The organism is Mycobacterium szulgai (assembly GCF_002116635.1).
In the GTDB taxonomy this organism is placed as follows: Bacteria; Actinomycetota; Actinomycetes; order Mycobacteriales; family Mycobacteriaceae; genus Mycobacterium; species Mycobacterium szulgai.
This window is the reverse complement of the sequence record NZ_LQPW01000086.1, coordinates 109,369-133,343: the sequence shown is the minus strand read 5'-3', so window position 1 is coordinate 133,343 and position 23,975 is coordinate 109,369. Positions and strand designations below refer to the sequence as shown.

At 64.6% G+C, this 23,975-nt stretch carries 21 protein-coding genes and 4 pseudogenes; 11 read left to right on the top strand and 14 right to left on the bottom strand.

What is annotated here, in order from left to right; translation table 11 throughout:
- Together AWC27_RS14045 and AWC27_RS14040 are read left to right on the top strand one after the other, a co-directional pair.
- The gene (locus tag AWC27_RS14045) at positions 1-867 is read left to right on the top strand and encodes a bile acid:sodium symporter family protein (protein ID WP_245847095.1); all 867 of its coding nucleotides are present in this window, start codon (positions 1-3) and stop codon (positions 865-867) included.
- 311 nt (positions 868-1,178) lie between these two features.
- Positions 1,179-1,370, top strand: a complete 192-nt coding sequence (locus AWC27_RS14040) for a hypothetical protein (RefSeq protein ID WP_139836990.1) — start codon at positions 1,179-1,181, stop codon at positions 1,368-1,370.
- A 101-nt stretch (positions 1,371-1,471) separates the two neighbouring features.
- On the opposite strand, the gene AWC27_RS30190 is transcribed toward AWC27_RS14040, so the two are convergent.
- The 3 genes and pseudogenes from AWC27_RS30190 to AWC27_RS14025 all read right to left on the bottom strand — a co-directional run bounded on the left by AWC27_RS30190 (position 1,472) and on the right by AWC27_RS14025 (position 3,488).
- On the bottom strand, positions 1,472-1,999 hold the full coding sequence (locus AWC27_RS30190) for a hypothetical protein (protein WP_139836989.1): 528 nt from the start codon (positions 1,997-1,999) through the stop codon (positions 1,472-1,474).
- The gene (locus tag AWC27_RS33190; RefSeq protein WP_085671035.1) at positions 1,996-2,364 is read right to left on the bottom strand and encodes an AAA family ATPase; all 369 of its coding nucleotides are present in this window, start codon (positions 2,362-2,364) and stop codon (positions 1,996-1,998) included. Before AWC27_RS33190 ends, AWC27_RS30190 begins: the two co-directional genes overlap by 4 nt.
- A gap of 108 nt (positions 2,365-2,472) precedes the next feature.
- Positions 2,473-3,488: pseudogene (locus tag AWC27_RS14025) on the bottom strand (PPE family protein).
- A gap of 325 nt (positions 3,489-3,813) precedes the next feature.
- Between AWC27_RS14025 and AWC27_RS14020 the strand changes: the two are divergent.
- Positions 3,814-4,671: a L,D-transpeptidase gene (locus AWC27_RS14020; protein ID WP_139836988.1), complete on the top strand. Its 858-nt coding sequence runs from the start codon at positions 3,814-3,816 to the stop codon at positions 4,669-4,671.
- A gap of 28 nt (positions 4,672-4,699) precedes the next feature.
- On the opposite strand, the gene AWC27_RS14015 is transcribed toward AWC27_RS14020, so the two are convergent.
- The 4 genes from AWC27_RS14015 to AWC27_RS14000 all read right to left on the bottom strand — a co-directional run bounded on the left by AWC27_RS14015 (position 4,700) and on the right by AWC27_RS14000 (position 9,032).
- Positions 4,700-5,368 (bottom strand): hypothetical protein, encoded by a 669-nt coding sequence (locus AWC27_RS14015; RefSeq protein WP_085671033.1) that lies wholly within the window; start codon positions 5,366-5,368, stop codon positions 4,700-4,702.
- 171 nt (positions 5,369-5,539) lie between these two features.
- Positions 5,540-6,886 carry an adenylate/guanylate cyclase domain-containing protein gene (locus AWC27_RS14010; RefSeq protein ID WP_085671032.1) on the bottom strand — a complete coding sequence of 449 codons (1,347 nt, stop codon included), beginning with the start codon at positions 6,884-6,886 and terminating at the stop codon, positions 5,540-5,542.
- A 31-nt stretch (positions 6,887-6,917) separates the two neighbouring features.
- The gene (locus AWC27_RS14005; RefSeq protein WP_085671031.1) at positions 6,918-7,586 is read right to left on the bottom strand and encodes a hypothetical protein; all 669 of its coding nucleotides are present in this window, start codon (positions 7,584-7,586) and stop codon (positions 6,918-6,920) included.
- Between the two features lie 51 nt (positions 7,587-7,637).
- Complete coding sequence (locus AWC27_RS14000) at positions 7,638-9,032, bottom strand: NHL repeat-containing protein (protein WP_169726789.1); 1,395 nt, start codon at positions 9,030-9,032, stop codon at positions 7,638-7,640.
- 281 nt (positions 9,033-9,313) lie between these two features.
- Here AWC27_RS14000 and AWC27_RS32755 point away from each other — a divergent pair, with 281 nt between their 5' ends.
- Positions 9,314-9,892: a hypothetical protein gene (locus tag AWC27_RS32755; protein ID WP_169726788.1), complete on the top strand. Its 579-nt coding sequence runs from the start codon at positions 9,314-9,316 to the stop codon at positions 9,890-9,892.
- A gap of 130 nt (positions 9,893-10,022) precedes the next feature.
- On the opposite strand, the pseudogene AWC27_RS31540 reads toward AWC27_RS32755, so the two are convergent.
- The 3 pseudogenes from AWC27_RS31540 to AWC27_RS32750 form a co-directional block, all read right to left on the bottom strand.
- Positions 10,023-10,595: pseudogene (locus tag AWC27_RS31540) on the bottom strand (GH12 family glycosyl hydrolase domain-containing protein); the annotation flags it as partial.
- A gap of 210 nt (positions 10,596-10,805) precedes the next feature.
- Positions 10,806-11,096, bottom strand: a pseudogene (locus tag AWC27_RS33185) (cellulose binding domain-containing protein); the annotation flags it as partial.
- 261 nt (positions 11,097-11,357) lie between these two features.
- Positions 11,358-12,377: pseudogene (locus AWC27_RS32750) on the bottom strand (PE domain-containing protein); the annotation flags it as partial.
- 205 nt (positions 12,378-12,582) lie between these two features.
- Here AWC27_RS32750 and AWC27_RS32745 point away from each other — a divergent pair.
- The 3 genes from AWC27_RS32745 to AWC27_RS13980 all read left to right on the top strand — a co-directional run bounded on the left by AWC27_RS32745 (position 12,583) and on the right by AWC27_RS13980 (position 16,289).
- A complete protein-coding gene (locus AWC27_RS32745) occupies positions 12,583-12,705 on the top strand; it encodes a hypothetical protein (protein ID WP_264079473.1) in 123 nt (40 codons plus the stop codon).
- Positions 12,706-12,807: 102 nt separating this feature from the next.
- Positions 12,808-13,434, top strand: coding sequence for a MerR family transcriptional regulator (locus AWC27_RS13985; protein ID WP_085671028.1), 627 nt, complete (start codon positions 12,808-12,810; stop codon positions 13,432-13,434).
- Positions 13,431-16,289: a DUF4349 domain-containing protein gene (locus AWC27_RS13980; RefSeq protein WP_085671027.1), complete on the top strand. Its 2,859-nt coding sequence runs from the start codon at positions 13,431-13,433 to the stop codon at positions 16,287-16,289. Before AWC27_RS13985 ends, AWC27_RS13980 begins: the two co-directional genes overlap by 4 nt.
- On the opposite strand, the gene AWC27_RS13975 is transcribed toward AWC27_RS13980, so the two are convergent.
- A complete protein-coding gene (locus AWC27_RS13975; RefSeq protein ID WP_085671026.1) occupies positions 16,269-16,985 on the bottom strand; it encodes a sensor domain-containing protein in 717 nt (238 codons plus the stop codon). The two genes, AWC27_RS13980 and AWC27_RS13975, sit on opposite strands and share 21 nt — an antisense overlap.
- 514 nt (positions 16,986-17,499) lie before the next feature.
- Here AWC27_RS13975 and AWC27_RS32065 point away from each other — a divergent pair.
- The 4 genes from AWC27_RS32065 to AWC27_RS13955 all read left to right on the top strand — a co-directional run bounded on the left by AWC27_RS32065 (position 17,500) and on the right by AWC27_RS13955 (position 20,184).
- Entirely contained in the window at positions 17,500-17,646 is a 147-nt protein-coding gene (locus AWC27_RS32065; RefSeq protein WP_245847083.1) for a hypothetical protein, read from the top strand.
- 64 nt (positions 17,647-17,710) lie between these two features.
- Positions 17,711-18,643 (top strand): class I SAM-dependent methyltransferase, encoded by a 933-nt coding sequence (locus tag AWC27_RS13965; RefSeq protein WP_085671024.1) that lies wholly within the window; start codon positions 17,711-17,713, stop codon positions 18,641-18,643.
- Positions 18,640-19,275 (top strand): class I SAM-dependent methyltransferase, encoded by a 636-nt coding sequence (locus tag AWC27_RS13960; protein WP_085671023.1) that lies wholly within the window; start codon positions 18,640-18,642, stop codon positions 19,273-19,275. The genes AWC27_RS13965 and AWC27_RS13960 overlap by 4 nt, the downstream gene beginning before the upstream one ends.
- An 87-nt stretch (positions 19,276-19,362) precedes the next feature.
- Entirely contained in the window at positions 19,363-20,184 is an 822-nt protein-coding gene (locus AWC27_RS13955; protein ID WP_085671022.1) for an acyl-CoA thioesterase domain-containing protein, read from the top strand.
- A gap of 4 nt (positions 20,185-20,188) precedes the next feature.
- Here AWC27_RS13955 and AWC27_RS13950 read toward each other — a convergent pair whose 3' ends face one another.
- The 3 genes from AWC27_RS13950 to AWC27_RS13940 form a co-directional block, all read right to left on the bottom strand.
- Complete coding sequence (locus tag AWC27_RS13950) at positions 20,189-21,811, bottom strand: PPE family protein (RefSeq protein ID WP_085671021.1); 1,623 nt, start codon at positions 21,809-21,811, stop codon at positions 20,189-20,191.
- Positions 21,812-21,949: 138 nt separating this feature from the next.
- Positions 21,950-23,215, bottom strand: coding sequence for a hypothetical protein (locus tag AWC27_RS13945; RefSeq protein WP_085671020.1), 1,266 nt, complete (start codon positions 23,213-23,215; stop codon positions 21,950-21,952).
- Positions 23,216-23,243: 28 nt separating this feature from the next.
- A complete protein-coding gene (locus tag AWC27_RS13940) occupies positions 23,244-23,975 on the bottom strand; it encodes an esterase (RefSeq protein ID WP_169726787.1) in 732 nt (243 codons plus the stop codon).

The window sequence follows — 23,975 nt, the reverse complement described above, 5'->3', positions numbered from 1 at the left end:
ATGGCAGACGCGGCGAAGCTCGCTTTTCAGATAAGCCTGTTCGTCGTGATTCTGGGATACGGGTTGTCGGCAGACTTTGCCGACGTCGTCTATGTACTGCGACGGCGCGCACTGCTGGCCCGTTCGCTACTGGCAGTGCTCGTCGTTGCGCCCGCGATCGCGGTGCTGCTGGTGCAGGTGGTGGACTTGCGGCCTGAGGTGGCCATCGCGCTTGTCACGCTGGCGATCTCGCCGCTGCCGCCATTGCTGCCCCGGCGCGGAGAGAAGGCCGGGGGAGAGGTTCAATTCGGGCTTGGTCTGGTCATCGTGCTGGCGGTGCTCGCCGTTCCAGCACTTGCCGTGGCGGCGACGGTGCTGGGCAACGTGTTCGGGCGACAGTATGTGGTCAGCCCATGGGCAATCGGAAGGCTGCTGCTGGTATCGGTGTTAGCGCCGCTCGCGGCCGGGATGGCGATCGGCAAGTTCTGGCCGGCAGCGGCCAAGCGTATCTCGGGTCCGATCGAAAGCGCCCAGCGCTGGGTGTTGCCAGTGGCGATGGTCGTGCTGTTGGTCGCCGCCGCACCACGGATGTGGCAGCTCGTAGGTGATTCAACCCTGGTTGCGATGGTGATATTTGTTGCGGCTGCCTTCATTGCCGGGCACCTGTTGGGCGGCCCCGATCGTCAGTTCTCGGCGATCTTGGCTTTCGCAAGCGGTTGCCGCCACCCGGCAACCGCCCTGACAATCGCGTCGGCGAATTTTCCCAACGCCGACGAACACGGGGCCGTCGCCTGGTATGGAGTGGTGACCGCCATTATCGGCGTCGCGTACACACGTTGGATACGGCCCGGCAGATCGTCTTTCGGCGAGCAGAGCGAAACCGGCTGAGCGCTCGGCGCCGTCCGTCGATACCAAGACGATGCCCTGCGCAAGTCGAGCCATGTGCAGGGCGAAGTCTTCACTGCAGCGCTGGGCGATTCCCAGCGCGTTCTCGGTGTCAGCCAGGGCCGTTGCGTCGGCCGGCAACGCGCCGACGGGGATGCCCGACATGTATTTGAACATGATCATCGAGACATGCGTAGTCGGATCGACGCGCGAGAATTCGATCGCCTGTTCGAGCTCGATTTTCCAGTCAGGCTGTCCCATAGCGCATCTCGCTGTCGCGCGCATCGCCGTCGCGAAGGCCAGAGGTGAGGTCGGTGAGGATGTTGCCCTTGGTGGGATCGCCGCAGGCCAGATCGATTACCCGCTGGGGCCGGCTGGACGGCGGCAGTCACCCCGCGGGCCTCGTGTTTGGCGTGAATCGCAGGATAAAGCAAGCCGACGATCAGTTCGGGCTCGCCGATCGCATCAAGCAGTCCAAGGTATTCCGTTGTGAGGCGCAACGATAGACGCCGATGTCGTTGTGCGCGTGCGAATTTGAGCTGAGATTCGTAGGCCACGGTCTGAACCAGCGGATGACGAAACGCGAACTCGGCGCGCGGCGTGAACATCACCTGGTCGATGAGCTCAGACTGGACCAATTCAGCCAGCGCAGCGTGACGCAGACCGTCGGCATCCTCGAGCAGGACGGCCAACAGATCGGTGCCGAACCGCGATCCGATGACGTTGCGGCGTTGAGTGTCCGTTTGGCCGGGGCCGTTAGTCGATCGATGCGTGCGCCGATCGTAGCCTGCAGGGTTGGTGGCACGCTGACGTCGTCAACCTCTTGCTCCCGTTGGTATGCGCCACGTTCGGCGACGATGACTCCTCGTTCGGCGTATTCGCGCACGATCTCCTGGACGTAGAACGGATTTCCGGCTGAGCGTTCGATGATGCGTCCCGCCAGATCGCTGAGCCAGGGGTGCGAGCCGATGAGCTCAGCTGTGATTGTGGATGCCTGTGAGTCATCAAGAGGCTCAAGGGCGGCTTCGTCGATCCAGTGGGCGTCGTCAGCAGCGACGTCAGGCGTCGTCGCCGGGCGTCCGCGGAGACGTGGGGGTGGCGTCCGCTGGATCCCGGATTCCGACCATTTCGTCAAGTAACAGCAGGCCCTCTGGATCGGCCCCGGCGAGTTGGGCTCGCAGCGCCGCGCAGGCAGCGGGGTGATCGAGTTCGTTCAGCCGCAATCGATCGCGCACCAACCGGGCCGATCGCGGTGAATGCGATGGCTTTGGCATGCGACTCGCAGAACGTCGAAAAGACCGCTACGCCACGGGCTTGTGCAACCTTGACCAACTCGCGGCAGATGCGGCTCTTCCCGATGCCGGGAGGCGCGGTGATACCGACGACGGACCCTTGTCGGTTGATCGTATCGTTGAGAATCGCTGTGAGGCATTCGATTTCACCGTCCCGGCCGACAAGTGTCGATTCAATTCGGGCGGCCAGCGTTCTCTTGGAGGCCATCGCTTGTAGGCTCCGTGCGGGGACCGGTTCTGCTGGACCCTTGATGGTGACCAGTTGCGTGGGCCCCAGTACGGTGACATGTTCGACGAGTCGAGCGGTGGCTACAAATCAGAAGAGACCATGCTTCGGCATGACAGTCGGTTTCACTCCGTAACGCGGGCTTGCTCCGGTTCCGTTGCCGGAAGCGACAATTCCGCGTACGAGCGGTATCGCTGCGTTCGAGTGGTCCATGTGCGGAACTGTCCAGCCGGTGCCATCCGAGGCCGTGCCGGCAGTCATCGTCGGCGCTGTGCTGTACCAGCTTGTCGGCACCGACAGGCTGCGGACCGCAGACGCATTGCCAAGGTTTGCAACCGCACGTGTTCGGCCGACGGGAGCTGCCGCCGCTACAGCGGCGGCAGTGCCGCTGGCGTCGTCCTTTGCCGGCGAGGCCAGCCCGATAAGGCCCGAGCCGAAGTCAGCCCACGTAGCTTTGTTGTGGTTAACGGCGTCTAAAAGCGGAAGCTCGCGGGCATCCAGCCCGGAAATCAGTCTGACCGCGTCGAGTGCCTCGGCATCGAAAGCCGACGCAACCGGGGACGCGAAGCTCATCACCACATCGGGCGCGCTACTGATCAGATCGCTAAAACCCACCAGCTGCGCGGACACCGCGCTGGAGACCGCGTAGCCGTACATGGCCGACGCGTCCTGGGCCCACATCTCGCCGTATCGCGCCTCGGCAGCCACGATATCGGTCATGTTTTGCCCAAGGACATTGGTGGCTATCAGTTCGGCCAACTGGGCTCTGTTGGCGGCAATTTCGGCCGGTGGACCGTCATCGCGAAAGCCGTCTCAAAGGCGGCCGCAGAAGCCATGGCCTGTGTGGCCGCGATTGCCGAGGATTCGGCGGTGTAAGCCAGCCACATCACCAGGGGCTGCGCCGCGACGGCCATCGACAGCGACGCCGGACCCATCCAGTGCTCGCTTCCCAGCTGGGCAATGACCGACTCGAACGACGATGCCGCACTGCTCAACTCGACGGCTACGCCGTTCCACGCCCTCGCGGCTGTCAACAGCGGTGCCGCGCCCGCACCGCCGTACATACAGGCGGAATTGATCTCCGGAGGTAGAGCCCCAAAATCCACGTATTGCGACCTCGAGCACCAGCTGTTCGACGCGTCGGCATTAACCACGTCGTTGTTGCCGTGTACCTGCAGACCCTAGAGAGGACCCCCGGCGCGGTCCGGCCAGGGAGGGCGTCGGGGAGCAATTCATTGACAGTTCATATCGTTTCCTGGCCGAGACAGTCGTAACCAAATCGCGGCGAAGACTTGACCGAGCTGCTCGCGCGCGCTGCGCACCCGCGGGAACGAGCGCCCCTAACATCGTCAAGCGACAACGACACTTCGACCATCTCGAAGGCCATCTCGAAGGCCATCTCAAAGGCCATCTCAAAGGGTGATGGGAGCGATGCGGGTAGCCGTGCGGTCTGTTCTGGTAGCGATCGTGATTGCCGCGACAGTGGCCACTGGGCCAGCTGGCGTGCGCCTCGCGGCGGTGACCCTGCCGCATGGCGATTTCGCCATCGCATCGGTTCTGCCCCGAACCGGCTCGCAGGTCGGGGTGGCTCACCCCGTAGTCGTGACGTTGAGCAGACCCATAGCCAACTTGGCAGACCGGCAGGCGGCCGAGCGCGCGATAGCAGTGAAGTCGGCCCCAGCGATGACGGGGAGGTATGAGTGGCTCGACAACAACGTTGTGCAGTGGGTTCCTGACAGATTCTGGCCTGCGCACAGCACGGTGGCGCTTTCGGTGGGTGGTCTGCGCACGGACTTCAAGACGGGCCCCGTCGTCCTCGGTGTTGCCGACATCTCGAACCACACCTTCACCGTGAGCATCGACGGAGTCCAGGCGCAACCGCCGCCTCCGTTGCCGGCGCCGCACCACCGGCCGCACTGGGGAGAAGACGGCGTTCTGCCGGCCACCATGGGCAAGCCGGAATTCGAGACGCCCGTCGGCACCTACAGCGTGCTCGCCAAAGACCGCACGGTGACTATGGATTCGAGCAGTGTCGGCATCCCCGTCGACGACCCCGAGGGTTACCGGCTGCCGGTGGACTACGCCGTCCGAATCACCAGCCGCGGCCTCTACGTGCATTCGGCTCCATGGGCGGTGCGGTCGATGGGGATTGAGAACGTCAGCCACGGCTGCATCAGCCTCAGCCCCGAAGACGCCGAGTGGTACTTCGACACCGTCAACGTCGGTGACCCGGTAGTCGTGCAGGAAGGAGTTCCGAGAGAAGAAAAGTCGGCCGACCGGGTGAGCTGAAGGTCGGCTTAAGGAGCTGAAGGTCGGCTTAAGGATTGGCGGGAGGAAGCGGCGCCGCGGCCGCGATCAACGTGGGACCAGGTGCCGGGGGCGGGCCAGGCAGAACCACCGGGTCAGCCGTCAGAGCCGGCCCGGGATCAGTTGGCACACCCTTACCCGCACCCGCCTGCTTCAGCAGTGGCGCGCTAGCCGGCGCCCCCTCGATCGGCGCACCCGCTATCACCGGCGCGCCCAGCGGCAGCGGAGCGCCGAGTGGCACCGGAACGGCCGCTGGTATCGGAGCGGCAGCGGGTAGGGGAGCCGGCACCGGAGCCGCCGCGGGCACCGGAGCGCCGACCGGCACTGGAACGGTTGCCGGCACCGCAGCGGGCGCCGCCGCCGCGACAGGGGGACCGGGCAGGATCGCCGGCACCGGCGCCGCTTCGGCTACCGGCGCCGCGATGCCTGCCATCTGATCGATGCACCCGGGGCCACCGGCACCCGTTGCGGCGACCGGAGCGCCGGCTGCGGCCGTGCTCGTCGGGGCTGCCAGTCCATTCATTTGGGAAATGCACGTGGGGCCACCTAGAGGCAGCGGGGCAGCCCCCGCGCCCGGGCTGAGCGCCAACGCCGCTCCACACAACCCAGCGCCGGCAAGCACCGTGATGCCGCATAGATCAAACGCTTTCAACGGGCACTTCCTTGTCGTCGTGCTCATGAAGGATTTCCGCCGTCAAACGGGTGCGGCGGGAATTGGAACGATATCGCTATCGCGCAGGCGTTCTCTAGAAGAGTTGCTGAACTAGTTGTGCAACCGATACCGAGCACGGGTCGCGTCGTAATCGAGTCTTTTCCAAGAAGATGAACTAGAGATGTCTGAGTAACGGGTCTACGGCAAGGGCAGGGCAGGGGGATGGGCGACCTGGAAGACTTCGGTGTCTTCTTGCAGCCCCTTGAGGCGATGCGCACCAAGACTTTCAAACCGCAAGGCGGAGCCCGCCGAGAGATCACGCACCGTCCGGCTGGCGAGCACCTCGCCAGGTCCAGCCATGGCACCGATGCGCGCGCCGGTATGAACGGCGAGTCCGCTCCATTCGTCACCGCGACGCTCACACTCGCCGATGTGCACGCCGGCGCGGATGCAGATACCCCGAGTCCCAAGGGCCGGGACGAGTTCCAGTGCGCATCGCGCCGCCTTAGTCGGTCCATCGAAGAGTGCGAATATGCCGTCGCCGGTGTGCTTGACGCGCCGACCGCCGTACTTTGCCAAGGTTCGATCCACCACTTGGTCATGGACGTCGAGTTGATGACGCCACCGCGAATCCCCCTGGCCGCTTAGTTGTTCAGTGGAACCGACGATGTCGGTGAACAGCACCGCGGCCAGCACCCGCTCATTGCTCGAAGATTGCACTGGCCCGCAAACGAATTCGATGATCGCGGTGGCAAGTGAGTCGTCCAGGGCTGCGTGCGGTCCCGGCGGCAATGCTCGAAACTCGGCATTCGGCATCGCTTCGGCAAGCGCACGCGACGCTTCGAACGGGACCATCTTGTCACCGGGCCGGGACAGCACCAGCGTCGGCGTGTGCACGGTGTCCAGGATGTCCCGAACATCGATGTCCATCAGCGCCCGAAAAATCATGCCCGCCATGGCCGGGCTGGCGCAGGCCCTTTCAAACCGGCCCAACATCTCCCGCACCCCGGGTATGTCGGCTGCCTCGTTGAGAAGCATGGGTGCGCCCACACCCTCGCCCCAATGCTCGTCGATCAAGGCAATCTGCTGGATGAATTTCTCGATCTCGATCCCCCAAGGGAAATCGGGTAATTCGGGGACGAAGCGGGCGGTGGTGCCGTAGAGCACCATTGACTTCACCCGCTCTGGAGACGTCGCGGCGAACAGGATGCTCATCGGTCCGCCCTCGGACATGCCGAAAAGCGCTGGGCGCTCGACACCGACTGCGTCGAGCACCGCGTGCAGGTCTTCACTACGCTCGTCCAGCGTGGGGACTCGGGTAGCCGGGTCGGACAGTCCACTGCCGCGCTTGTCCCACAAGATCAGTCGCGTGTGCCGCGCCAATTGTTCGACCAGGGGAGCGAACGGGTAAGCGGGGTCATCGTAAAGGTCGACATTGCTGACGTAACCCGGCACCAGCACCAGGGGCAAGTCGCCGTCGCCCAGTACGCGGTATGCCAGGTGAACGTCGCCGTTGCGTGCGTAGCGAACTCGCCCGTCACTCACGCTAGTAGTCTGGCACTACTCGGCGCCCAGATCAGTAGCTCGCCTGAACTCCGTCCCGGGCGATAGTCAGGTCACCGCAGCTAATGGTTCCCGCCGATGTCCAGGCCGGGTCCTGCTCCGACGTGGCGGTGACGGTATCGGTGCGCCCGGTAGTGGCCGTCGCGCCGTTCAGATCGATCTCGGTCCGGCGTACGCCCAGCAAAGGCTCGCCCGGTTGGTCCCGAATTCGTAGCAGCCCAACGAGGTGGCGGCCGTCGCCCAAGTCGCTGCAGCCGATGCCATCGCCAGTGTTCATCCGGTGGCCGAGGTCAAGGCGCAGCGGCGTGCCTTGCCCGTCGGCAACCGGCGTGAGGGTGCAGCCCGACACCGTGTACAGCAGCGCCTCGCGGCCGGTGCTGACGATGATCTGGTGATTGCCGTCCTGTTGGGCGTCGACCAGCAGCGCCGAGCGCGGCAAGGGGCTGGCGCTGTGAATCACCGTCTGACCGGAGCCTTCGCCGGTGGTGATGCCGACGATCTCGTTGGTGATCCACAGCGTCGCGGGCTGGCCGTAGGCGTCGCTGACGTCCTTGCTTGCTGCGCCTGGCGGTGCTCCGCCGGTCTCGCATGCCGACTGTGCGAATGCCGGTGGTGCGGCGACAACGCCGACCGTGGTCATTGCGATAGACAGCAGGGCCGACATACCTGGATTCAGCCTCATTTCTGAGTTCCTCTCCGTGAGAGCGCATGGGTGACAAGGCTTTACGACTCATCAGCCGGCTGTTAACTTCACCACCTGGCCAAAGCTTCCGCTGTCCAGGACGTACAAGTTGCCCGCACCATCCACGGCCACATCTTGCGGACCGTTGAGGACCTTGAAAGGCAACACAATTGGCGACGACGTCCCGGCTGGCACCTCCAGCAGCCTTTTGGTGTCGACGTCGACGACATACAGGTTCCCGGCGAGGTCCACCGCCATACCCAGGGTGTGCAGGCCGGTCAGTGGCACCGCGGTCTGAGCGCCGGATCCGGCGGCCAACTTCACCACCCGACAGTCGGCGTCGTCGTTGACATAGACGTTGCCGGTGCTGTCTACGGCCAGACCGCCCGCGGATTCGACGCCGTCGAGGGGCAGCACGGTCTGATCGCGCGAGCCGGCAGCCAGTCTCAACACCCGTTGCTGCCGATCGGTGACGTACACATTTCCGCCGCCATCAACCGCCACCAGGCGCGGATGGTCCAGGCCGGTAAACGGCAGCACGGTCTGTGAATTGGATCCGGCCGGCAACTCCAGCACCCGGCTGTTGCGACTGTCGGTGACGTAGACGTTGCCGGCGGCGTCGGCAGCCACACCGCCAGGATTCTGTACGCCGGTGAACGGCAGCACGGTTTGCGAATCGGATCCCGCCGCCAATCGCAGCACCCGGTTGTTGGGGCGGTCGACAACGTAGACATTGCCCGCTGGGTCCGCCGTCACACTGGTGGGGTAGGTCAGGCCGCTGAATGGCAGTACGGTTTGGCGCGACGCAGGCTGTGGTGCATTCGGCTCTTGCGAAACGGTGAAAGGCAAGTCCGCCTTGCCGATTTGGACGAGGGCCTTGGGCACGACGACCACCGCCTGCACGCCGCCGGTGCCGTCGACCATCGAGGCGTCGAGGGCGATTCGGTACCGCAGTGTCACGGCTTTGCCCTTCGGCAGCTGCTGGGTGTTCGTGTATGTGCCGATGTAGTCCATCCCGGTACCCATCGCCGGGTGTGGCAGCTTGATCCACTGTTTGCTGACGGCATCGAAACTCTCCACGGTGCCGCGAGCTATCTCAAACGGGTCGTTGGCGCAACTGCAGCGCTTGAGCACCAGCACCACACCGATTTTCGGGTAGGCAACCGCCGAGTCGTTGCACAAAGTCACCTCGACCTCGGTCGGCTCGGCGCCGGGCTTGACAGTTCCCGAAGCGATGCCGCTGAGCGTGACGGAGATCCGGCCGACCGGCGGCACCGGCTCGTAGGGTTTGACCCGCGGCATGGCAGCGGTTTTCGGATTGGCCTTGCAGTTGCTGCCCTGGCCGCCGGCCGAAGCGCTCGGGCTCGGTTTGCCGACGGTGGTCGCGGTAGGGCCCGCGCCGTGGGTGGTGGTCGAGCACGCGCCGATCGCCGCGGCAGTTGTCATGGCAATTAAGGCCAGTCTGACAATCCTTGAAAGCCTTTGGCGTCGTGACTTTTTAAGCATTGCGGTGTCCCTCTACGAACATGTTGCCGTTGCGGTGGCGAGATTTGGTGTGGGCCGCGTCGCCCGCACAGGTAGAGGATGTGCTGTAGACCTTGCGCGATTCTTGCGCCGGTTACGGGCCGGCCGCGATGGGCCGGCCGTCGGTGCCCAGGTTTCGAAAGAGTTTCGTGCACAAGAATTTTCGATGGCGATAGTAACCGCACACGCGGGCGCTTAGCCGAGTGGCCAGGACATTCCAGAAGGATTCAAACGGCGGCAACGGCGGCACCGGAGCCGTCGGCGGCAACGGCGAGATCGGCAATGCCGGTGGTGCCGGGGGTCGCGGCGGCAACGGCGGAGTGCTCGTCGGTAACGGCGGCAACGGGGGAGCGGGCGGCAGCGGTGGCCACGGCGGCAACGGCGGTGCCGGCGCTTCGGGCGGTGCCGGTGGCAACGGAGGTATCGGCACCCCCGGTTCGCCGGCTGGTCCCTCGGCACGGTTGGCCACGGCGGCAACGGTGGTGCCGGCGGCGGCGGTAATGGCGGCGCCGGCGCCGGCGGCAACAGCGGGCTATCGGGCCATTCCGGCATCGGCGGCGCCGCAGGCGGCGGCGGCTTTGGGTCCGGTGCACAAGGTGGACAGGGCGGCGTCAACGGACAATTCGGTCTTCCCAATCCTCAGACCGCAGCATCGGGGGCGCTTGGGGCGCCCGGGGTGCTTGGGATCAACGGGACGCGTGGCGACACCGGCGGCACCGCGAGCGTCGACAGTCTGCCTCCCGCCATCCGCCCGTATGCACCGTTCATCGCCAACGCCATAGCCAACTCGCCCGAGATCGGAAGTGCTTTGCCGACAACTGATTACGGCTATCCGATCATCGCGGGACTCGAGGACGTGGGCCGGGAACTCGGCGCCAAGCTCGCCGACTTCCCGCTGCCCGGGAGTCGGCCCTAGCTGACGCCATTGACGCTCGTGGAGAACGAATTGACCCCCGCGCCCACGCTGCCGCTCCACGGCTCGAAGCCGGCTTGGATGCTGGTCAAGTACCACGAATCAGTCACCGGCTCAATGGTTTCCGTATGGTCGATGAACCCCATCACGTCGAAGTTGTTCCATGTCGTGATCGGTGTGTCCGAGACATAGGAGACGACGTTGTTCTGGCCGTTGCTGCCCTTCCAGATTGTGAAGTTCTGCCCGTCAATGGTGGCGTTGCCGACCACCGAGCCGACCGGCTGGATGGGTCCGGTGTGGTTGAACCAGATCATCAGCTCCTGCTGGTTGACCCCAGTGGTGATGGGTGTGGGGTTCATCCAGATGTCGTAGGAGGCGTCATAGATGCCGCTGGTGGGGTAGGTGTAACTGATGCTGCTAGTGGCGTTTTGGATCTGGCCCAGCTGAATCGGCAGATTGGTCCCCGGCGACGCCGTGCCGTAGTGCACGCCGTCGTAGATCGACGGGTATCCCAGCGGAGCACCGTTAGTCGGTGCTGACCCGTTTTCAGTAGTGATGGTAAACCCGGTCGCAGTGACGGTAATCGACTGTCCGCCGGGGTTATTCCACGCGTTGTTCTGAACCACGTAAGCGTTGCCGATCGTCGTCGTCCCGTACTGGGACGTAATCAGCGTCCCGCCGGTGCCGGTGCCGGTGCCCGTGCCCGTTCCGGTGCCTGTGCCCGTGCCCGTGCCCGTGCCCGTGCCCGCGCCCGTTCCGGTTCCGGTGCCCGTGCCGCCGCCGGTGAGGGGTTGGCCGTTCAGCAGCAGGTTCGTCGGCGCCGAGTAGGCACCGGTCTGCGCGGCCTGGAAACCAATGGTGATCGAGCTTCCAGGTGCGATCGTGTTGTTATAGCTCTCGGGAGTCAAGGTGTACTGCGTGCCTGAATGGGCAAGATGGGAACTCCACGCATTGGTGATGGATTCGTTTGCGGGCAAATCGAATTGCATCTGCCAGTTGTTGACCGGTGTCGTGCCCGTGTTGGTGATCGTGTAATCGGCAACGAAGCCGCTATCCCATTGCGACCGTGGCGTGTACGTCGCCGTGAGGCCGGAGCCGCTGCTGGTCCCGGTCCCGGTCCCGGTGCCGGTGCCGGTTCCTGTGCCGGTGCCTGTGCCGGTGCCTGTGCCGGTTCCTGTGCCGGTGCCTGTGCCGGTTCCTGTGCCGGTTCCGGTGCCGGTGCCTGTGCCGGTGCCTGTGCCTGTCCCTGTCCCTGTCCCGGTGCCGGTACCCGTCCCGCCTCCAGTGGCTGTGCCAGTGCCGCCGGTGTCACCACCGACAGGCTGTCCGTTCACCAGCACATGTGTTGGCGCTGAATAGGTTCCGTTCTGCGAGGCTTGGAACCCAACAGTGACCGAGTCCCCCGGCGCGATCGTGCTGTTGTAACTTTCGGGAGTCACGGTGTACTGCGTACCGGACTGGTGCACCTGACCGTTCCACAGATTCGTGACGGATTCGTTTGCGGGCAAATCAAATTGGAGCTGCCAGTTGGTCAGCGCAGTGGTGCCCGTGTTGGTGATCTTGTAGTTAGCGACGAACCCGTTGTTCCACTGCGACGAAGTCGAGTACGTCGCCGTCGCGCCCGTGCTCCCGGTGCCCGCCGTGGCAGCGGTTGTGGCGGCAGACGTTGCCGCACTGAGTGTCGAGGCGGACGTCCCAGCACCAGATGTCGTGGAAGTCGCAGACGTCCCTGAAGCAGACGTCCCTGAAGCAGACGTCCCTGAAGCAGACGGTCCGGAAGTACTTGCCGCGGCCGCAGTTGTGTTGGTGGAGCTGGTATTACCCGCGATGTTCGAGGCGTTGGCGGTGCTCGAGCCAACCGTCGCTGCGCTGGCAGCGCCGGTGCCGGCGGCGGGCTTCACATCACTGGCCGACGCAATAGTTGTCGTGCTCGCCGCAGTTGGGTTGGCAGGATTACTGCTACCCGCGGTACTCGTCGCCTTTTCCGTGGTGGTCTGGGTGGCCCGCGAGGTGCCAGTGGCGCCGGTGCCACCGGCGCCGAAGAGCCGCGCGAGACTTTGCAACGGCGACGCATTGACCGCCTCGGCGATCTCATACAAACCTGCACCAGAGGTCAAGGCCTGGACAAATCGGGAGTGGAACGCAGCCGCCTGGGCGCTCAAAGCTTGAAATTCTTGACCATATTGGCCAAACAACGTCGCGATCGACGCCGACACCTCGTCGGCTGCCGCTACCGCGATTCCCGTTGTCGGAACCGCCGCAGCCGCGGTGGCCGCCCTCAGTGCGGAACCGATCCCGGAGATATCCGTCGCCCCCGCCACCAGCGCCTCAGGTGCTGCCACCACATACGACATACCGACCCCTTCCTTCGCGACCTATTAATAACGAACCGATAACAAATACGTAACGGGCCAATAATTACCGCTGATCACGGTCGTATCACGCATATATCACGGCCTTATTACCGAATTGCCATAGAATTCTCAAAGTCGGTGCAAATTGAATTCATACTGGCGATCTGACCAACCCCTGGCGCGCCGGTCGTAGCTTCGTCCAATCGTGTTACTGCTCCGCGGATTTGGCGTCAGCGTTATCGGCGAACTGATGGTGGACGAGTTCAGCCCCCGCAGCCTTGCCGGTGAGAGCACCGGCAGCATTGCTGAACCCGAACAAGCCGACTAAAGGCGCCACGGCGCACTCATCTTCGGGTGCTGAAATCGATGAGGCGCCGGCACCTCCAGATGATATTGACAGTGTCATGGTTACAGTGTCACTATCGAAACCGTGGCGGAGTCGTGGACGCTGGACGAGCTGGTACGACGTGTAGCCGTCGCGCTGGCCGATCCCGCGTACCCGGGTGCGCCCAACGGGCGAGTGCGGGAACTGCCCAATCGGCGGGTCGTGCGCTGGTACACGACCACCGGACTCGTCGACCGGCCCACCATGCAGGGGCGCACGGCGCTCTACGGAACGCGTCAACTGCTGCAGATCATCGCCGTCAAACGCCGTCAGGCCGAGGGCCGCTCGCTTGCCGAGATCCAAGCCGAACTGGCCGGGGCGACGGACAAAACACTGCGTCGCGTCGCCGCCGTTCCGGAAGAACTCCTCACCGCCGCGCCGGCCGAAGCCCCGCTGTCGGTCGACACCTCGCAGCCGGCGCCCAGCAAGGGGCGTCCCGGCGGCCGCAGCCGTTTCTGGGCCGAACCGCCCGCCGCTGCGGCAATCAACGGCCACGGAGCTGACACTGTCACGACGCTGGCCGCCGTGAACCTGCCCGGCGGCGCACTGCTTTTACTGCCTGCTCGCCCAAACGAAGACGACATCGACGCGATCCACGCGGCCGCCCGGCCATTACTCGCACTGATGGCCGAACGCGGCCTGCTATCTCCCGACGAACGGAGCCAACCATGACCGTCCGCATCACGTCGATGACCGACGAGGAGACGAGTCGCATAACCGCCGCCGACGACGGGGCGGCGCTGGGTACGCTGCGTACCGAGCGGGGAAATCTTCCGCTGGACCGTATTCATCTGCGCGCGAACATCATTGGGCTGATAAGTGACGCCGAACTGACGCAGGACTTCGTCAATGGCTTTGACGTACCCCTGGAAGCCAGTTACGTGTTCCCGCTGCCAGATGGCAGCGCAGTCACCGGTATGCGAATTACCGTCGGCGCTGGCGCCGTCGAGGCAGAACTGCAGGAGCGAGAGGCAGCACGCCATGCCTACGACGAGGCGAACGACTCGGGCCGCCACGTATCCATCGCAGAGGAGGACCGGCCCGACGTATTCACCATGCGGGTCGGCAACATCTTGCCCGGCGAAAAGGTAAGTATTGCAGTAACACTCGTCACCCCGCTGGCCTACGCGGATGGCCAGGCGACATTCCGTTTCCCGCTTGTAGTTGCGCCGCGGTACATCCCGGGCAGCCCGCTGCCGGGCGCCCCGGTCGGCGACGGCTATGCCGACGACACCGAAGCGGTTCCCGACGCGTCGCGCATCACCCCTCCGCTGCTGCTACCCGGTTTCAAGCACCCGGTTCCACTGACCATCGACGTGGGTATCGACCCTGCCGGTCTCACCCTCTCGGAGGTGCGGTCGAACCTGCCCACGGTGCACACCGACGACGGCCGCATCCGAGTACAGCACGGCCAGCGTGCCGACCGGGATTTTGTGTTGCGACTGGACTACGGCGCCGACGGGCTCACTGACTCACTCGTCCTGGTTCCCGACGCGCACGGCGCCGAGGGAACCTATCAGCTCACCGTGCTGCCGCCGGTCTCAACCACCCCGCCGCGCCCCCGGGACGTAGTGCTGCTGCTGGACAGCTCGAGCAGCATGGACGGCTGGAAGATGTTGGCAGCGCGGCGCGCAGCGGCGCGCATCGTCGACACCCTCAGCGGCGAAGACCGATTCGCGGTGCTGACGTTCGATGACCGGATCGAACGTCCCGTCGGTTTACCCGACGGGTTGGTCGAGGCCAGCGACCGCAACCGGTACCGCGCTGTCGAATACCTCGCCCGCGTCGAAGCACACGGCGACACCGAGCTGTTCTCACCGTTGCGGCGGGCGCTCGACCTATTGACCGGGGGAGAGGGCCGCGACGCCGTCATCGTGATCGTCACCGACGGGCAGGTCGGCAACGAAGACCAGCTGCTGCGCGGATTGTCCAGCGACCTGCGCCGGGTTCGGTTGCACGCCATCGGCATTGACCAGGCCGTCAATGCCGGACTCCTAGGCCGCCTCGCCAGCATCGGTGGCGGGCGTTGTGAGCTGGTGGAAAGCGAAGACCGCCTCGACGAGGCGATGGCAGGTATCCAGCGCCGCATCGGCGCCCCGCTCGCCCACTCGCTGTCAGTTCATGCCGAGGGCCTTGCGATTGTCGACGACAGCTCAAGTCCGCCTCGGTTGCCCGAGCTCCTTGCTGAGGTCCCGCTGGTGCTGACTGGACGGTATCGAGGGGGCGCAACCGGCTCACTGACGCTACGCGGCAAAACCCCTGCGGGCGAGGAATGGTCGACCACCGTCGCCGGACAGCGCCGCGACGCGGCGGCGGTAACCGTGCAGTGGGCGCGTATGCACTTGCGCGATCTCGAGGACCGCTACGCATTGGCTGGCACCGACGAGTTGGCGAAGCGAATCGTCGACACGTCGTTGCGGTTCGGTGTGTTGTGCAGATTCACGGCATATCTGGCCGTCGACAGCCGCGTGGTCAGCAAGGGCGAACTGCGGCACCGCGTGCTGCAACCCGTCGAACTACCGGCCGGATGGGGCCACTACCCGACCAAACATGATGCGGTCCCGGGACACCCTCGCGAAGCCAAAACGGTCAAGCTGCGCAACGTCATTGCCGTAGCGTTGGCCACTGCGTTGTTGGTCGGCTGCGGCTGGATCTGGTCGCTTAGCAAAGACGGCCCAGCTGGCACGCACGATGGCGCGGTAGCAGGCAAGTTGACCGAGCCGGCGGACGCCAGCTTGCCGCAAACGAAGGGCGGTATTTCCGAAAGTCCGCCCCCGTCCTCAGGAATCACCGACGAAATTGCGAAAGCACCGCTGCCCCAGACCCCTCCGGCCACCGTGGCACGCGATGTCATCACAACGGGATCGCTGCAGCTAGTGGTCACCGAGCCGGCGCAGGTGGCAGACCGGCTTGTCTCCGCGGCCAGCGAGGCCGGCGGGCGGGTGGACTCCCGGTCGGAGCGATCCGGTTCTCCTTTGCAATCCGGTTCGCCGGTGGTTGATCTCGTCTTGCGCATTCCCTCCGACAAACTCGACGGAGTCTTGGCCGAGACGAAGAAACTCGGGGTGGTCAGGTCGATGTCGATCGGCCACACCGACGTCACGTCGCAGCGCGTCGACCTCGATGCCCGCATTGAGGCGCTACAGACCTCGGTCAATCGACTGCTGCAATTGATGAGCCGGGCGGACAACACCGCCGACCTGCTCGCCGCGGAGTCTTCGCTGACTCAGCGACAGGCCGAGTTGGACTCCCTACGGGCCCAGCGCGCCACCCTCGGCGACCAGGTCACCTATGCCACCATCAACGTCAACATCTCGGCACAGCCGGCGATGACCCCGCGCACCGGTTTCCTTGGTGCGCTCGAACATGGTTGGCAGTCAGTGCTTTCCACCGCCCACGGCGCACTGCTTACGGTCGGCTTCCTGATTCCCTGGCTTCCGGTGCTGACCGTTCTCGTGCTGGCCCTCGTCGTGGTGTTGCGCCGCAGCGGCTACGCGACGCGGGCGTCACGCGGTGGACTTGAGTAGCTCGTCAATCTTCTTGATTCGCTTGGCAACCAGCGCAGTGATATCGATGGAGCGGTCCGGAGAACAGGTGACGATCTCCGAGACCACATTGGCCTTCGCGATGACGGCGAATTCGCAAACCCATCGCTGGCCGGCAAGATTCGTCATCCATTGGGCGGCCTCGGGCGGGCTCGGAGCCAGCGGTGCCGGGTTCACCGTCATTTTCCGGCCGTCGTCGCCCCAGGCGGTCACCGGGTGTTGGCAGCTGGACACGCTGTTGCGAATCGAGGTGAGAAAACCCGCGGCGTCGAAGCTACTCGGATAGGTAGCCGATACCTCCAGCAGCTGATGCTGGTTGGTTTGGTGGTCCTGCTGGGTGCGGGCTTCACGTCCGGTATAGGTCGGCGGAAACAGTGGAAATCGGCCGAAAGCCACCACGCCATGGCATCCGGCCGGGTCGGCTCCGATGAACAGCGCGGACTGCATGTCGTCCTCGACCAGCGGTTTGTCCGGCAGTACCGAGAACGACGCTGAGGGCGTCAGCAGGTCTTCCAGTTGGGATGGCCGTATGGGACCACCGGATCCCGGGTGACCCGACGCCGCTTTGGGGCTGCCGGCGACAATGGTGCTGCATGCGGAAAGCGCCAAGCAGACCACGATCGCCAAAAAGCGCGCCGCACCTGCAGGCGCGCGTCGCGACGGTTTCCAGCGGACCATCGCCGAACACCTCGTGGGCATGACGAAATCTTTCCATCAGTAGTAGCAGGATTTCGGCCAGACGCCCGCGCGGGTGCAGCCGTCCGATTCCCGGCGGACTGCCCCCGACGATGGGGCCACAGCTCGCTATGTTGTCGCCGCGACAGGGAGAACATTGCTGGCCGCAGCGACGGCGGCAACGCTGGTACGGCCGGCAAAGTTGGTGGCACGGCGGGCAGGAACCGATCGTTTTGGCTGGCGGAAATTCGAATTGGCAGCGAGCTTGTCACCGCCCGAGGAGAATCGATATCACGACGGCGATATGTGAGGTCTGCAATGAGCCATGGTTTACGGCGTTTCGCCATCGCGGCGTTTGCTATTGCGTTGACAGGACTGCCGGCGACCGCGCTGGCCGCCCCGGCGATCAGCCGGGCCGACGATGATTGTGCGCCCGGTTGGGCCTGGAGCCCCGAGCTGAATCAATGCGTGTTCGTGCTGCCGGCGGCAAACGGTCCCGGGGGGCCGGGCGGACCGGGTGGACCGGGTGGGCCGGGTGGACCGGGTGGACCGGGTGGACCGGGCGGGCCTGGCGGACCGGGCGGTCCCGGTCGGCATTAGCCGGCTAGCTGTGGTGATGTGGCGAAAAGTACTGCGGGAACTCTGCGCGGCCAACCCGCGTTGATGAGTTGTTATACTGGCTAAGTATCCGCAATCTGACTTCCCGAACTCGACATCGGAGCACCCGCATGCCACGCACAGACAACGACACCTGGGATCTAGCAACCAGCGTGGGCGCCACCGCGACCATGGTCGCCGCAGCCCGAGCCATCGCGACCAAGGCCGACGCGCCGGTGATCACGGACCAATTCGCCGAACCGCTGGTTCGTGCGGTCGGTGTCGATTTCTTCACTCGCTGGGTCAACGGCGACCTACTTTCCGCTGACGTCGACGACGACGAGTCGAGCTGGAAGCTGGCGCACATGCCCGACGCGATGGCCGCCCGGACACGCTTTTTCGACTCGTTCTTCCGCAGCGCGACCGAGGCCGGAATCCGTCAGGCCGTGATCCTGGCTTCCGGTTTGGATGCCCGCGCCTACCGGTTGGCGTGGCCGGCCGACATGACGGTGTTCGAAATCGACCAACCGGAGGTGATCGCGTTTAAAACGGCCACCCTGCAAGGTCTGGGTGCGGCCCCCACGGCCGAGCTGCGTACAGTTGCCATCGATCTGCGTAACGATTGGCCACAAGCCTTGCTCGACAACGGTTTTGACCCGGCTCGCCCTGCCGCGTGGATCGCTGAAGGTCTATTCGGGTACCTGCCTCCGGAGGCTCAGGACCGCCTATTGGACAACGTCACCAAGCTCAGCGCCAAGGGCAGCCGCCTGGCGGTGGAAGCGATCCCGAACCAGCCGCAGCAGGACACCGAACGAGCACGGGAAATGATGCGCAGGGCCACCGCACGATGGCGCGAGCATGGCTTCGAGCTGGACTGGCAAGAGCTCGGTTTCGAAGGTGAGCGCAACGACGTTGCTGCGTATCTGGATGGTCTGGGCTGGCGATCATTCGGTGTGCCTATGAGTGAATTGCTCGCCGAGAACGGCCTGGATCCGGTCCCGCAGAGCAACGACTCGGTCACCATGGCCGACACCATCTACTACGCCTCGACGCTGGGCGAATGACCGGACCGCAACGCCGCGTTCTCAACGATGCGGTAACTGGGTTGTGGAGCATTCTGTCCCCGGCGTATGACCTGCCGTTCTTGCAACGATGGGTGTACCGTCCCCCGCACGACGAAGTGATCGCGATCCTGCGCGCTCACCAAGCGCGCAAGATTGCCGATATCGCCTGCGGCACTGGTGTTCTCAGTCACCGAATTGAGCGCGAACTAGATGCCCAGGCGATCTACGGCGTCGACATGTCCGACGGCATGCTCAGCCAGGCTCGCGCCAGATCCGCTCGGGTGCAATGGCTCAAGGGTCCGGCTGAACAGTTGCCGTTTGATGACGGGACACTCGACGCGGTCGTGACCACGTCGGCGTTTCACTTCTTCGATCAGCCTGCGGCGTTGCGGGAGTTCCATCGGGTGCTGGCGCCTGGCGGACTGGCGGCTGTCGCGGCCCTGAGCACGCGTCAACCGCTGTTGCAGGTGCCTTGGATCAACCGGTGGAAACCGCAGCACAACGCATCGCCGGCTGAGATGCGCGCATTGTTCGAAGACGCGGGGTTCACCATCAGCGATCAGCACCGAATCAAGCGTCCGATATGGACTCAGCTGATTTCCGATCTGATAACGGTCGGTACCAAGCAGTGAGAGCCGACTAGAAGGGCACCCAGATCCCGCCTGCCCACACCCCCAATGTTGAAAGCCGTTGTTCCACATCGGAGGACGGAGCCGAACATGGCGCCTGATAGCGCCGATACCCCGCCGTCGGGGCCGTACTTCTATCGTGACGAAAACCGCTATGTGCCAAACGAATTCGCGCGTGGCGGGTGGGGGCCGTCGATCAGCGGACATGTGGTCGGCGGCCTGCTGGGCCGGTCGGCCGAACTCGCGGTCGACGACCCGCAACTTCAACCAGCGCGACTGACCGTCGACCTGCCGCGGCCAACGGCACTGGAACCGGTCGAGGTACACACCCGGGTTCAACACGAGCAACGGCGATTACGGCTGCTGGAGGTCGTGCTCACCCAGGGCGGCCGACCTGTGGCGCGGGGCAGTGCGTTGTTTCTGCGCCGCGGGCATCAGCCCGACGGACACGTGTGGTCCCCATCCGTCCAGATGCCCCCACTGCCCAGCGACCACGACGGCACGTACCCGTCGCTTTTCCTGCGCACCTACGGCTGGGGAATCGGAATCCAGAACCCAGATCCGGAGTGGACCAACACATCTGGACCGAAATACACCTGGTTGCACGAAACCCACCCGTTGGTCGACGGCGAACCGCTCAGTCCTTTCACACGCGTGGCGATGGCGGGCGACGTCACCGCCGCGATCGCCAATTGGGGCACCAGCGCCTTGCAGTTCATCAATGTCGACTACACGCTCACGCTCAGCCGGCTGCCAGAGGGGCCGCACATCGGTTTGGCCTCGCTCACCCATTACAGCCACGACGGGGTGGCCAACGGATCGGCAGTCCTGGTCGATCATCACGGCCCGGTTGGCAGCGCATTGTCAGTGGCAATCGCGCATTCCGGTTTTCGGGTACCTGCCGCGCCGTAACGGATTACCCTCTGGATGGACCGAGGTTAAAGAGGCCCGACACACCGGTGCCCGCATTGAACAGGCCCGAGTTGAAGCCGCTGAAGCCGGGGCCATTTGGCGAACCCGGGATGCCAACGTTTCCAATACCTGAGGTGAAGCCGTTAACGAAATCGCCGCCGGTGGACGAGTTCAGGAAGCCCGACGTGAAGATGCCGGTGTTGTTGAAGCCCGAATCAGACGAGCCGGTGTTGTTGAAGCCCGAGTTGGTCAGGCCGGTGTCGGTGGTGGCGCCAAAGCCGGTGTTCACGTTGCCTGAATTCCAGAAGCCGGTGTTGATATCGCCAGAGTTCCCGTTGCCCGTGTTGGCGTCGCCGGAATTCCAAGAGCCAGTGTTGGCGTCGCCCGAGTTCCAGAAGCCGGTGCTTTCGCTGCCCGTGTTACCCATGCCCGTGTTCTGGCTGCCCGCATTGCCGAAGCCGGTGTTCGAGATTCCCGAATTTCCGAAGCCGGCGTTGCCGACGCCCGAGTTGCCGAAGCCAAAACCGTTGAGGTGGCCCGGCAGAACGTTGTTGCTGCCCGTGTTGAAGATGCCGACGTTACCGTCGCCGGAGTTGAAGAAGCCGATGTTGCCCGTACCAGAGTTGCCAAAGCCGATGTTGCCCGTGCCCGAGTTCAGCAGGCCGGCCAGGTTGATGCCGACCTGATTGTTACCGGTCAGCCCGATTCCGATGTTGTTGTTGCCGGTATTGCCGAAGCCCCAGTTTCCGCTGCCGGTGTTTCCGCCGCCGATATTGTCGTTGCCTGTATTTCCACCGCCGCGGTTACCGTCGCCGGTGTTGCCGAAGCCGAAGTTGTGATTGCCGTAGTTTCCGGCGCCAACGTTGGCGCCGCTGCCCACGCTGGAGTTCCCGAAGCCGACGTTGCCACTGCCGATGTTGCCCGAGCCCACGTTTCCGTTGCCGGTGTTCCCAGAGCCCATGTTGGCGTTGCCGTAGTTCCCGCCACCGACGTTAGCGTCGCCCGTGTTTCCGGATCCGACGTTGGTGTTGCCGGTGTTACCACTGCCCGCGTTGCCGGTGCCCTTGTTGCCGACACCCAGGTTGGGCAGGCCCTGCAGTAACTGCTGCAGGCCGGCCGGCAACGAGACCAACTGCGTCGCCGCCGCCGACGCGCCGGCGTGATAGCCCGTCATCGCTGCCACGTCCACAGCCCACATCTGTTCGTACTGGCTCTCGGCGGCCATGATCGCCGGCGCGTTGAGCCCCAAGAAATTCGACCGAACCAACTGCACGAACGCGTCGCGGTTGGCCGTTACCGCCAGTGGATGGACGATCGCTGTGCGTGCGGCCTCGAACGCACCGGCCACCGCTTGGGATTGGGTGGCTGCTGTTTGAGCGTGGGTGGCGGCGGCGCTCAACAGCCCCGCGTAGGGGGCTGCCGCGGCCGCCATCGCCGCCGACGCGGCGCCTTGCCACGACTGACTCGCCAACGTTGAGGTAACCGAAGAAAACGACGACGCCGCCGTCTCCAATTCGGTGGCCAAGCCACCCCATGCCGCCGCAGCGTCCAGCATCGGCGCCGAGCCAGCGCCGGTGAACATCAGCAAAGAATTGACCTCCGGCGGCAGCACCGAAAAATTCACCATGGCTGGCCTCCCGCCCGTCCAGTTGCGACCCCAAGTCGCGTTTCTGGACAACTACGCTAGGAAGGCCGCATACCTGCGTCTAGCAGAATTATTCGAAGCATTGATTGCCTCAAATGCAAGGATTATGCCCGGCCGGGATCACTCGCGGCCAGGATAGACGAGCGCTTCGGTAACACTGCCGCCATTGACAACCGGCCCGAGCAACACGGTGAATGTGCTGGCCGCCGGGTCGTATGCGAGTAGTGATGTGCCGGGACCGCAGCCGGCCTTGGCGGTAAGCACCAATTTGTCGCCGCTGACGCCGTCTACGCGCACACTGTCAGACACACCCGGAATTTTCACTCGCGTGGTGTGCCCGTCGGGTGTCAGCCGGGACAGGAACAGGGTGCCGCACGCGCCGATGGACTGTAGGAACGTGCCGCTCGGCAACTGCCAAGCATCGGTGTCACCGGCGTCGCCGGCAAAGCCGGGGTCGTCGCCTTGGCCGGAGTTGACCGCGGTGAGCGCCGTCGGCGCCGTGCCGTCGACGGGTACTCGCCAGAGCTGCCCGGCAGAGGTATAGCGGACGGCGTCCCCGCACCGGGCCAACACCACCGTCGGAGTCCACCACCGGACCGGCGAGCACGCACTCAGCTTTCCCGGAACCGGCAGTCGTCTGCCGGGCACCCCGTCACCGCTCATCACCGCAAGGCCGCTTGCTGAGCCGAGGACCAGTTGCGTGCCATCGGATGTCGCAAGCGCGCCTCCCGAGTAGTCCTCGGCCACGGCGTAAGCCAGTTCCTGGTTGCCGGCCATGTCCACGCGCGCGAGCCAGCCTGGGTGGTCGCGGTAGTGGCTTTCGCCGATAAGCACGCCGGTACCGTCCGCACGCGCGTAACCGATGGGGCTTCCCTGGTCGCGAGCAAACGAACTTTGTTTGCCGGTCCGCAGGTCGACCGAGATGACCGTGTTGGCCGACACCGATCCGGGTTTGGGCAGGTCGAACAACGCATGACCGCGGTCGCTGGACCAGTCGATCAACCTGGGGCTGGTGCCGGGCGGGAAAGTAGTGATCGGATAGCGGCCACCGGCCGGGTTGACCAGATACAGGGTTTTGGTGACTTCGTTCGGATTTGGCTGGTTGGGCGCCGGCTGGTTGGGCGCTGGTGTCTCGCCGGGCCGATGACCGGTGACCGGGCTCCACACGGCGAGCATCCAACCCGGACCGACCTGCGGCCACGGGATGGTCTCGATGGAGGATTCCACGCCACGAGCCGACAGCTGCGTCACCGGTGCGACGGTGGGGATATCCGACTTGCCGTGCGCGGCAGTCGGACCGGATGAGGCACAGGCTGCTGTCAGTAGCGCCGCCATCGCGGCGACGATCACCTGATAGCGCAGGCCTCGAATGTCTATGTGCTTCATGTCGATTCCTTTCCCGTCAAGCACGGATTCAGGCGAGCAGTGACGCGAGCTCGGTGCGGAGCACGGCAACCCGGTGCGGGCCGTTGTTGTCGGACACCACCTGGTTTTGAGCGAAGAAGAAGATGACCGCGTCGTCGGTGAGCGCAAAGTTCTGATACGTCTGCTCGGTGAGATCGCCAGGCGCCGCATGCAATTGGCGCTCGACGATCGGATTGAGCACCTCGAGCGGTTGGGTCCCCGGCCGGAACAGCATCTCGAATGTGATCGGCGAGCGCTTGCCGAGGTCGAAGTTGAACCCCGCGAACGTGGTGTTGGGGTGGCCTTCGTTGGCCAGGCCGGTGTCGTTGTCGATCTGCAGCACTAGGCTTTGAGTTCCCGAGTCCGGCGTTCCGGAGCGGAATGTCTTTGCGGTAACGACGTATTGATACGGCCGCCCACGCTTGTGCTGGGGCCCGATCTTGCTCACCCAGTCGATGAATCCGGCGCGGCCGCGGTCCAGGAAGCCGATCACCGGCTGCAGGTCGGGGTAGTCGAGGGGGAAGCTGATGTCGATCTTGTAGGTGGGGGTGACGCTGCGGACGTGGCAGGTTTGGTCCGGGCCGACCGTGCCATTGAGGTGGGTGCATGCCGACTGTTGTTGTGCCGCAGGCGTTGTAGTGGTCACCGCAGGCGTCCGGTGGGTGACCTTTGACGTGCCACAGGCTGCCACGCCGGCGATTGCGACGGTGGCAATGACGACCATCAGCGCTATCCGCTTCAT

Coding starts and splice junctions, on each gene's coding strand:
- AWC27_RS13950 (WP_085671021.1), bottom strand. CDS start 21,811: ATGGTGAATTTTTCGGTGCTGCCGCCGGAGGTCAATTCTTTGCTGATG.
- AWC27_RS13940 (WP_169726787.1), bottom strand. CDS start 23,975: ATGAAGCGGATAGCGCTGATGGTCGTCATTGCCACCGTCGCAATCGCC.
- AWC27_RS33190 (WP_085671035.1), bottom strand. CDS start 2,364: ATGGCCTCCAAGAGAACGCTGGCCGCCCGAATTGAATCGACACTTGTC.
- AWC27_RS14005 (WP_085671031.1), bottom strand. CDS start 7,586: ATGAGGCTGAATCCAGGTATGTCGGCCCTGCTGTCTATCGCAATGACC.
- AWC27_RS13965 (WP_085671024.1), top strand. CDS start 17,711: ATGCCACGCACAGACAACGACACCTGGGATCTAGCAACCAGCGTGGGC.
- AWC27_RS14045 (WP_245847095.1), top strand. CDS start 1: ATGGCAGACGCGGCGAAGCTCGCTTTTCAGATAAGCCTGTTCGTCGTG.
- AWC27_RS13980 (WP_085671027.1), top strand. CDS start 13,431: ATGACCGTCCGCATCACGTCGATGACCGACGAGGAGACGAGTCGCATA.
- AWC27_RS14000 (WP_169726789.1), bottom strand. CDS start 9,032: ATGACAACTGCCGCGGCGATCGGCGCGTGCTCGACCACCACCCACGGC.
- AWC27_RS13975 (WP_085671026.1), bottom strand. CDS start 16,985: ATGGTCCGCTGGAAACCGTCGCGACGCGCGCCTGCAGGTGCGGCGCGC.
- AWC27_RS13960 (WP_085671023.1), top strand. CDS start 18,640: ATGACCGGACCGCAACGCCGCGTTCTCAACGATGCGGTAACTGGGTTG.
- AWC27_RS14015 (WP_085671033.1), bottom strand. CDS start 5,368: ATGAGCACGACGACAAGGAAGTGCCCGTTGAAAGCGTTTGATCTATGC.
- AWC27_RS13955 (WP_085671022.1), top strand. CDS start 19,363: ATGGCGCCTGATAGCGCCGATACCCCGCCGTCGGGGCCGTACTTCTAT.
- AWC27_RS14020 (WP_139836988.1), top strand. CDS start 3,814: ATGCGGGTAGCCGTGCGGTCTGTTCTGGTAGCGATCGTGATTGCCGCG.
- AWC27_RS13945 (WP_085671020.1), bottom strand. CDS start 23,215: ATGAAGCACATAGACATTCGAGGCCTGCGCTATCAGGTGATCGTCGCC.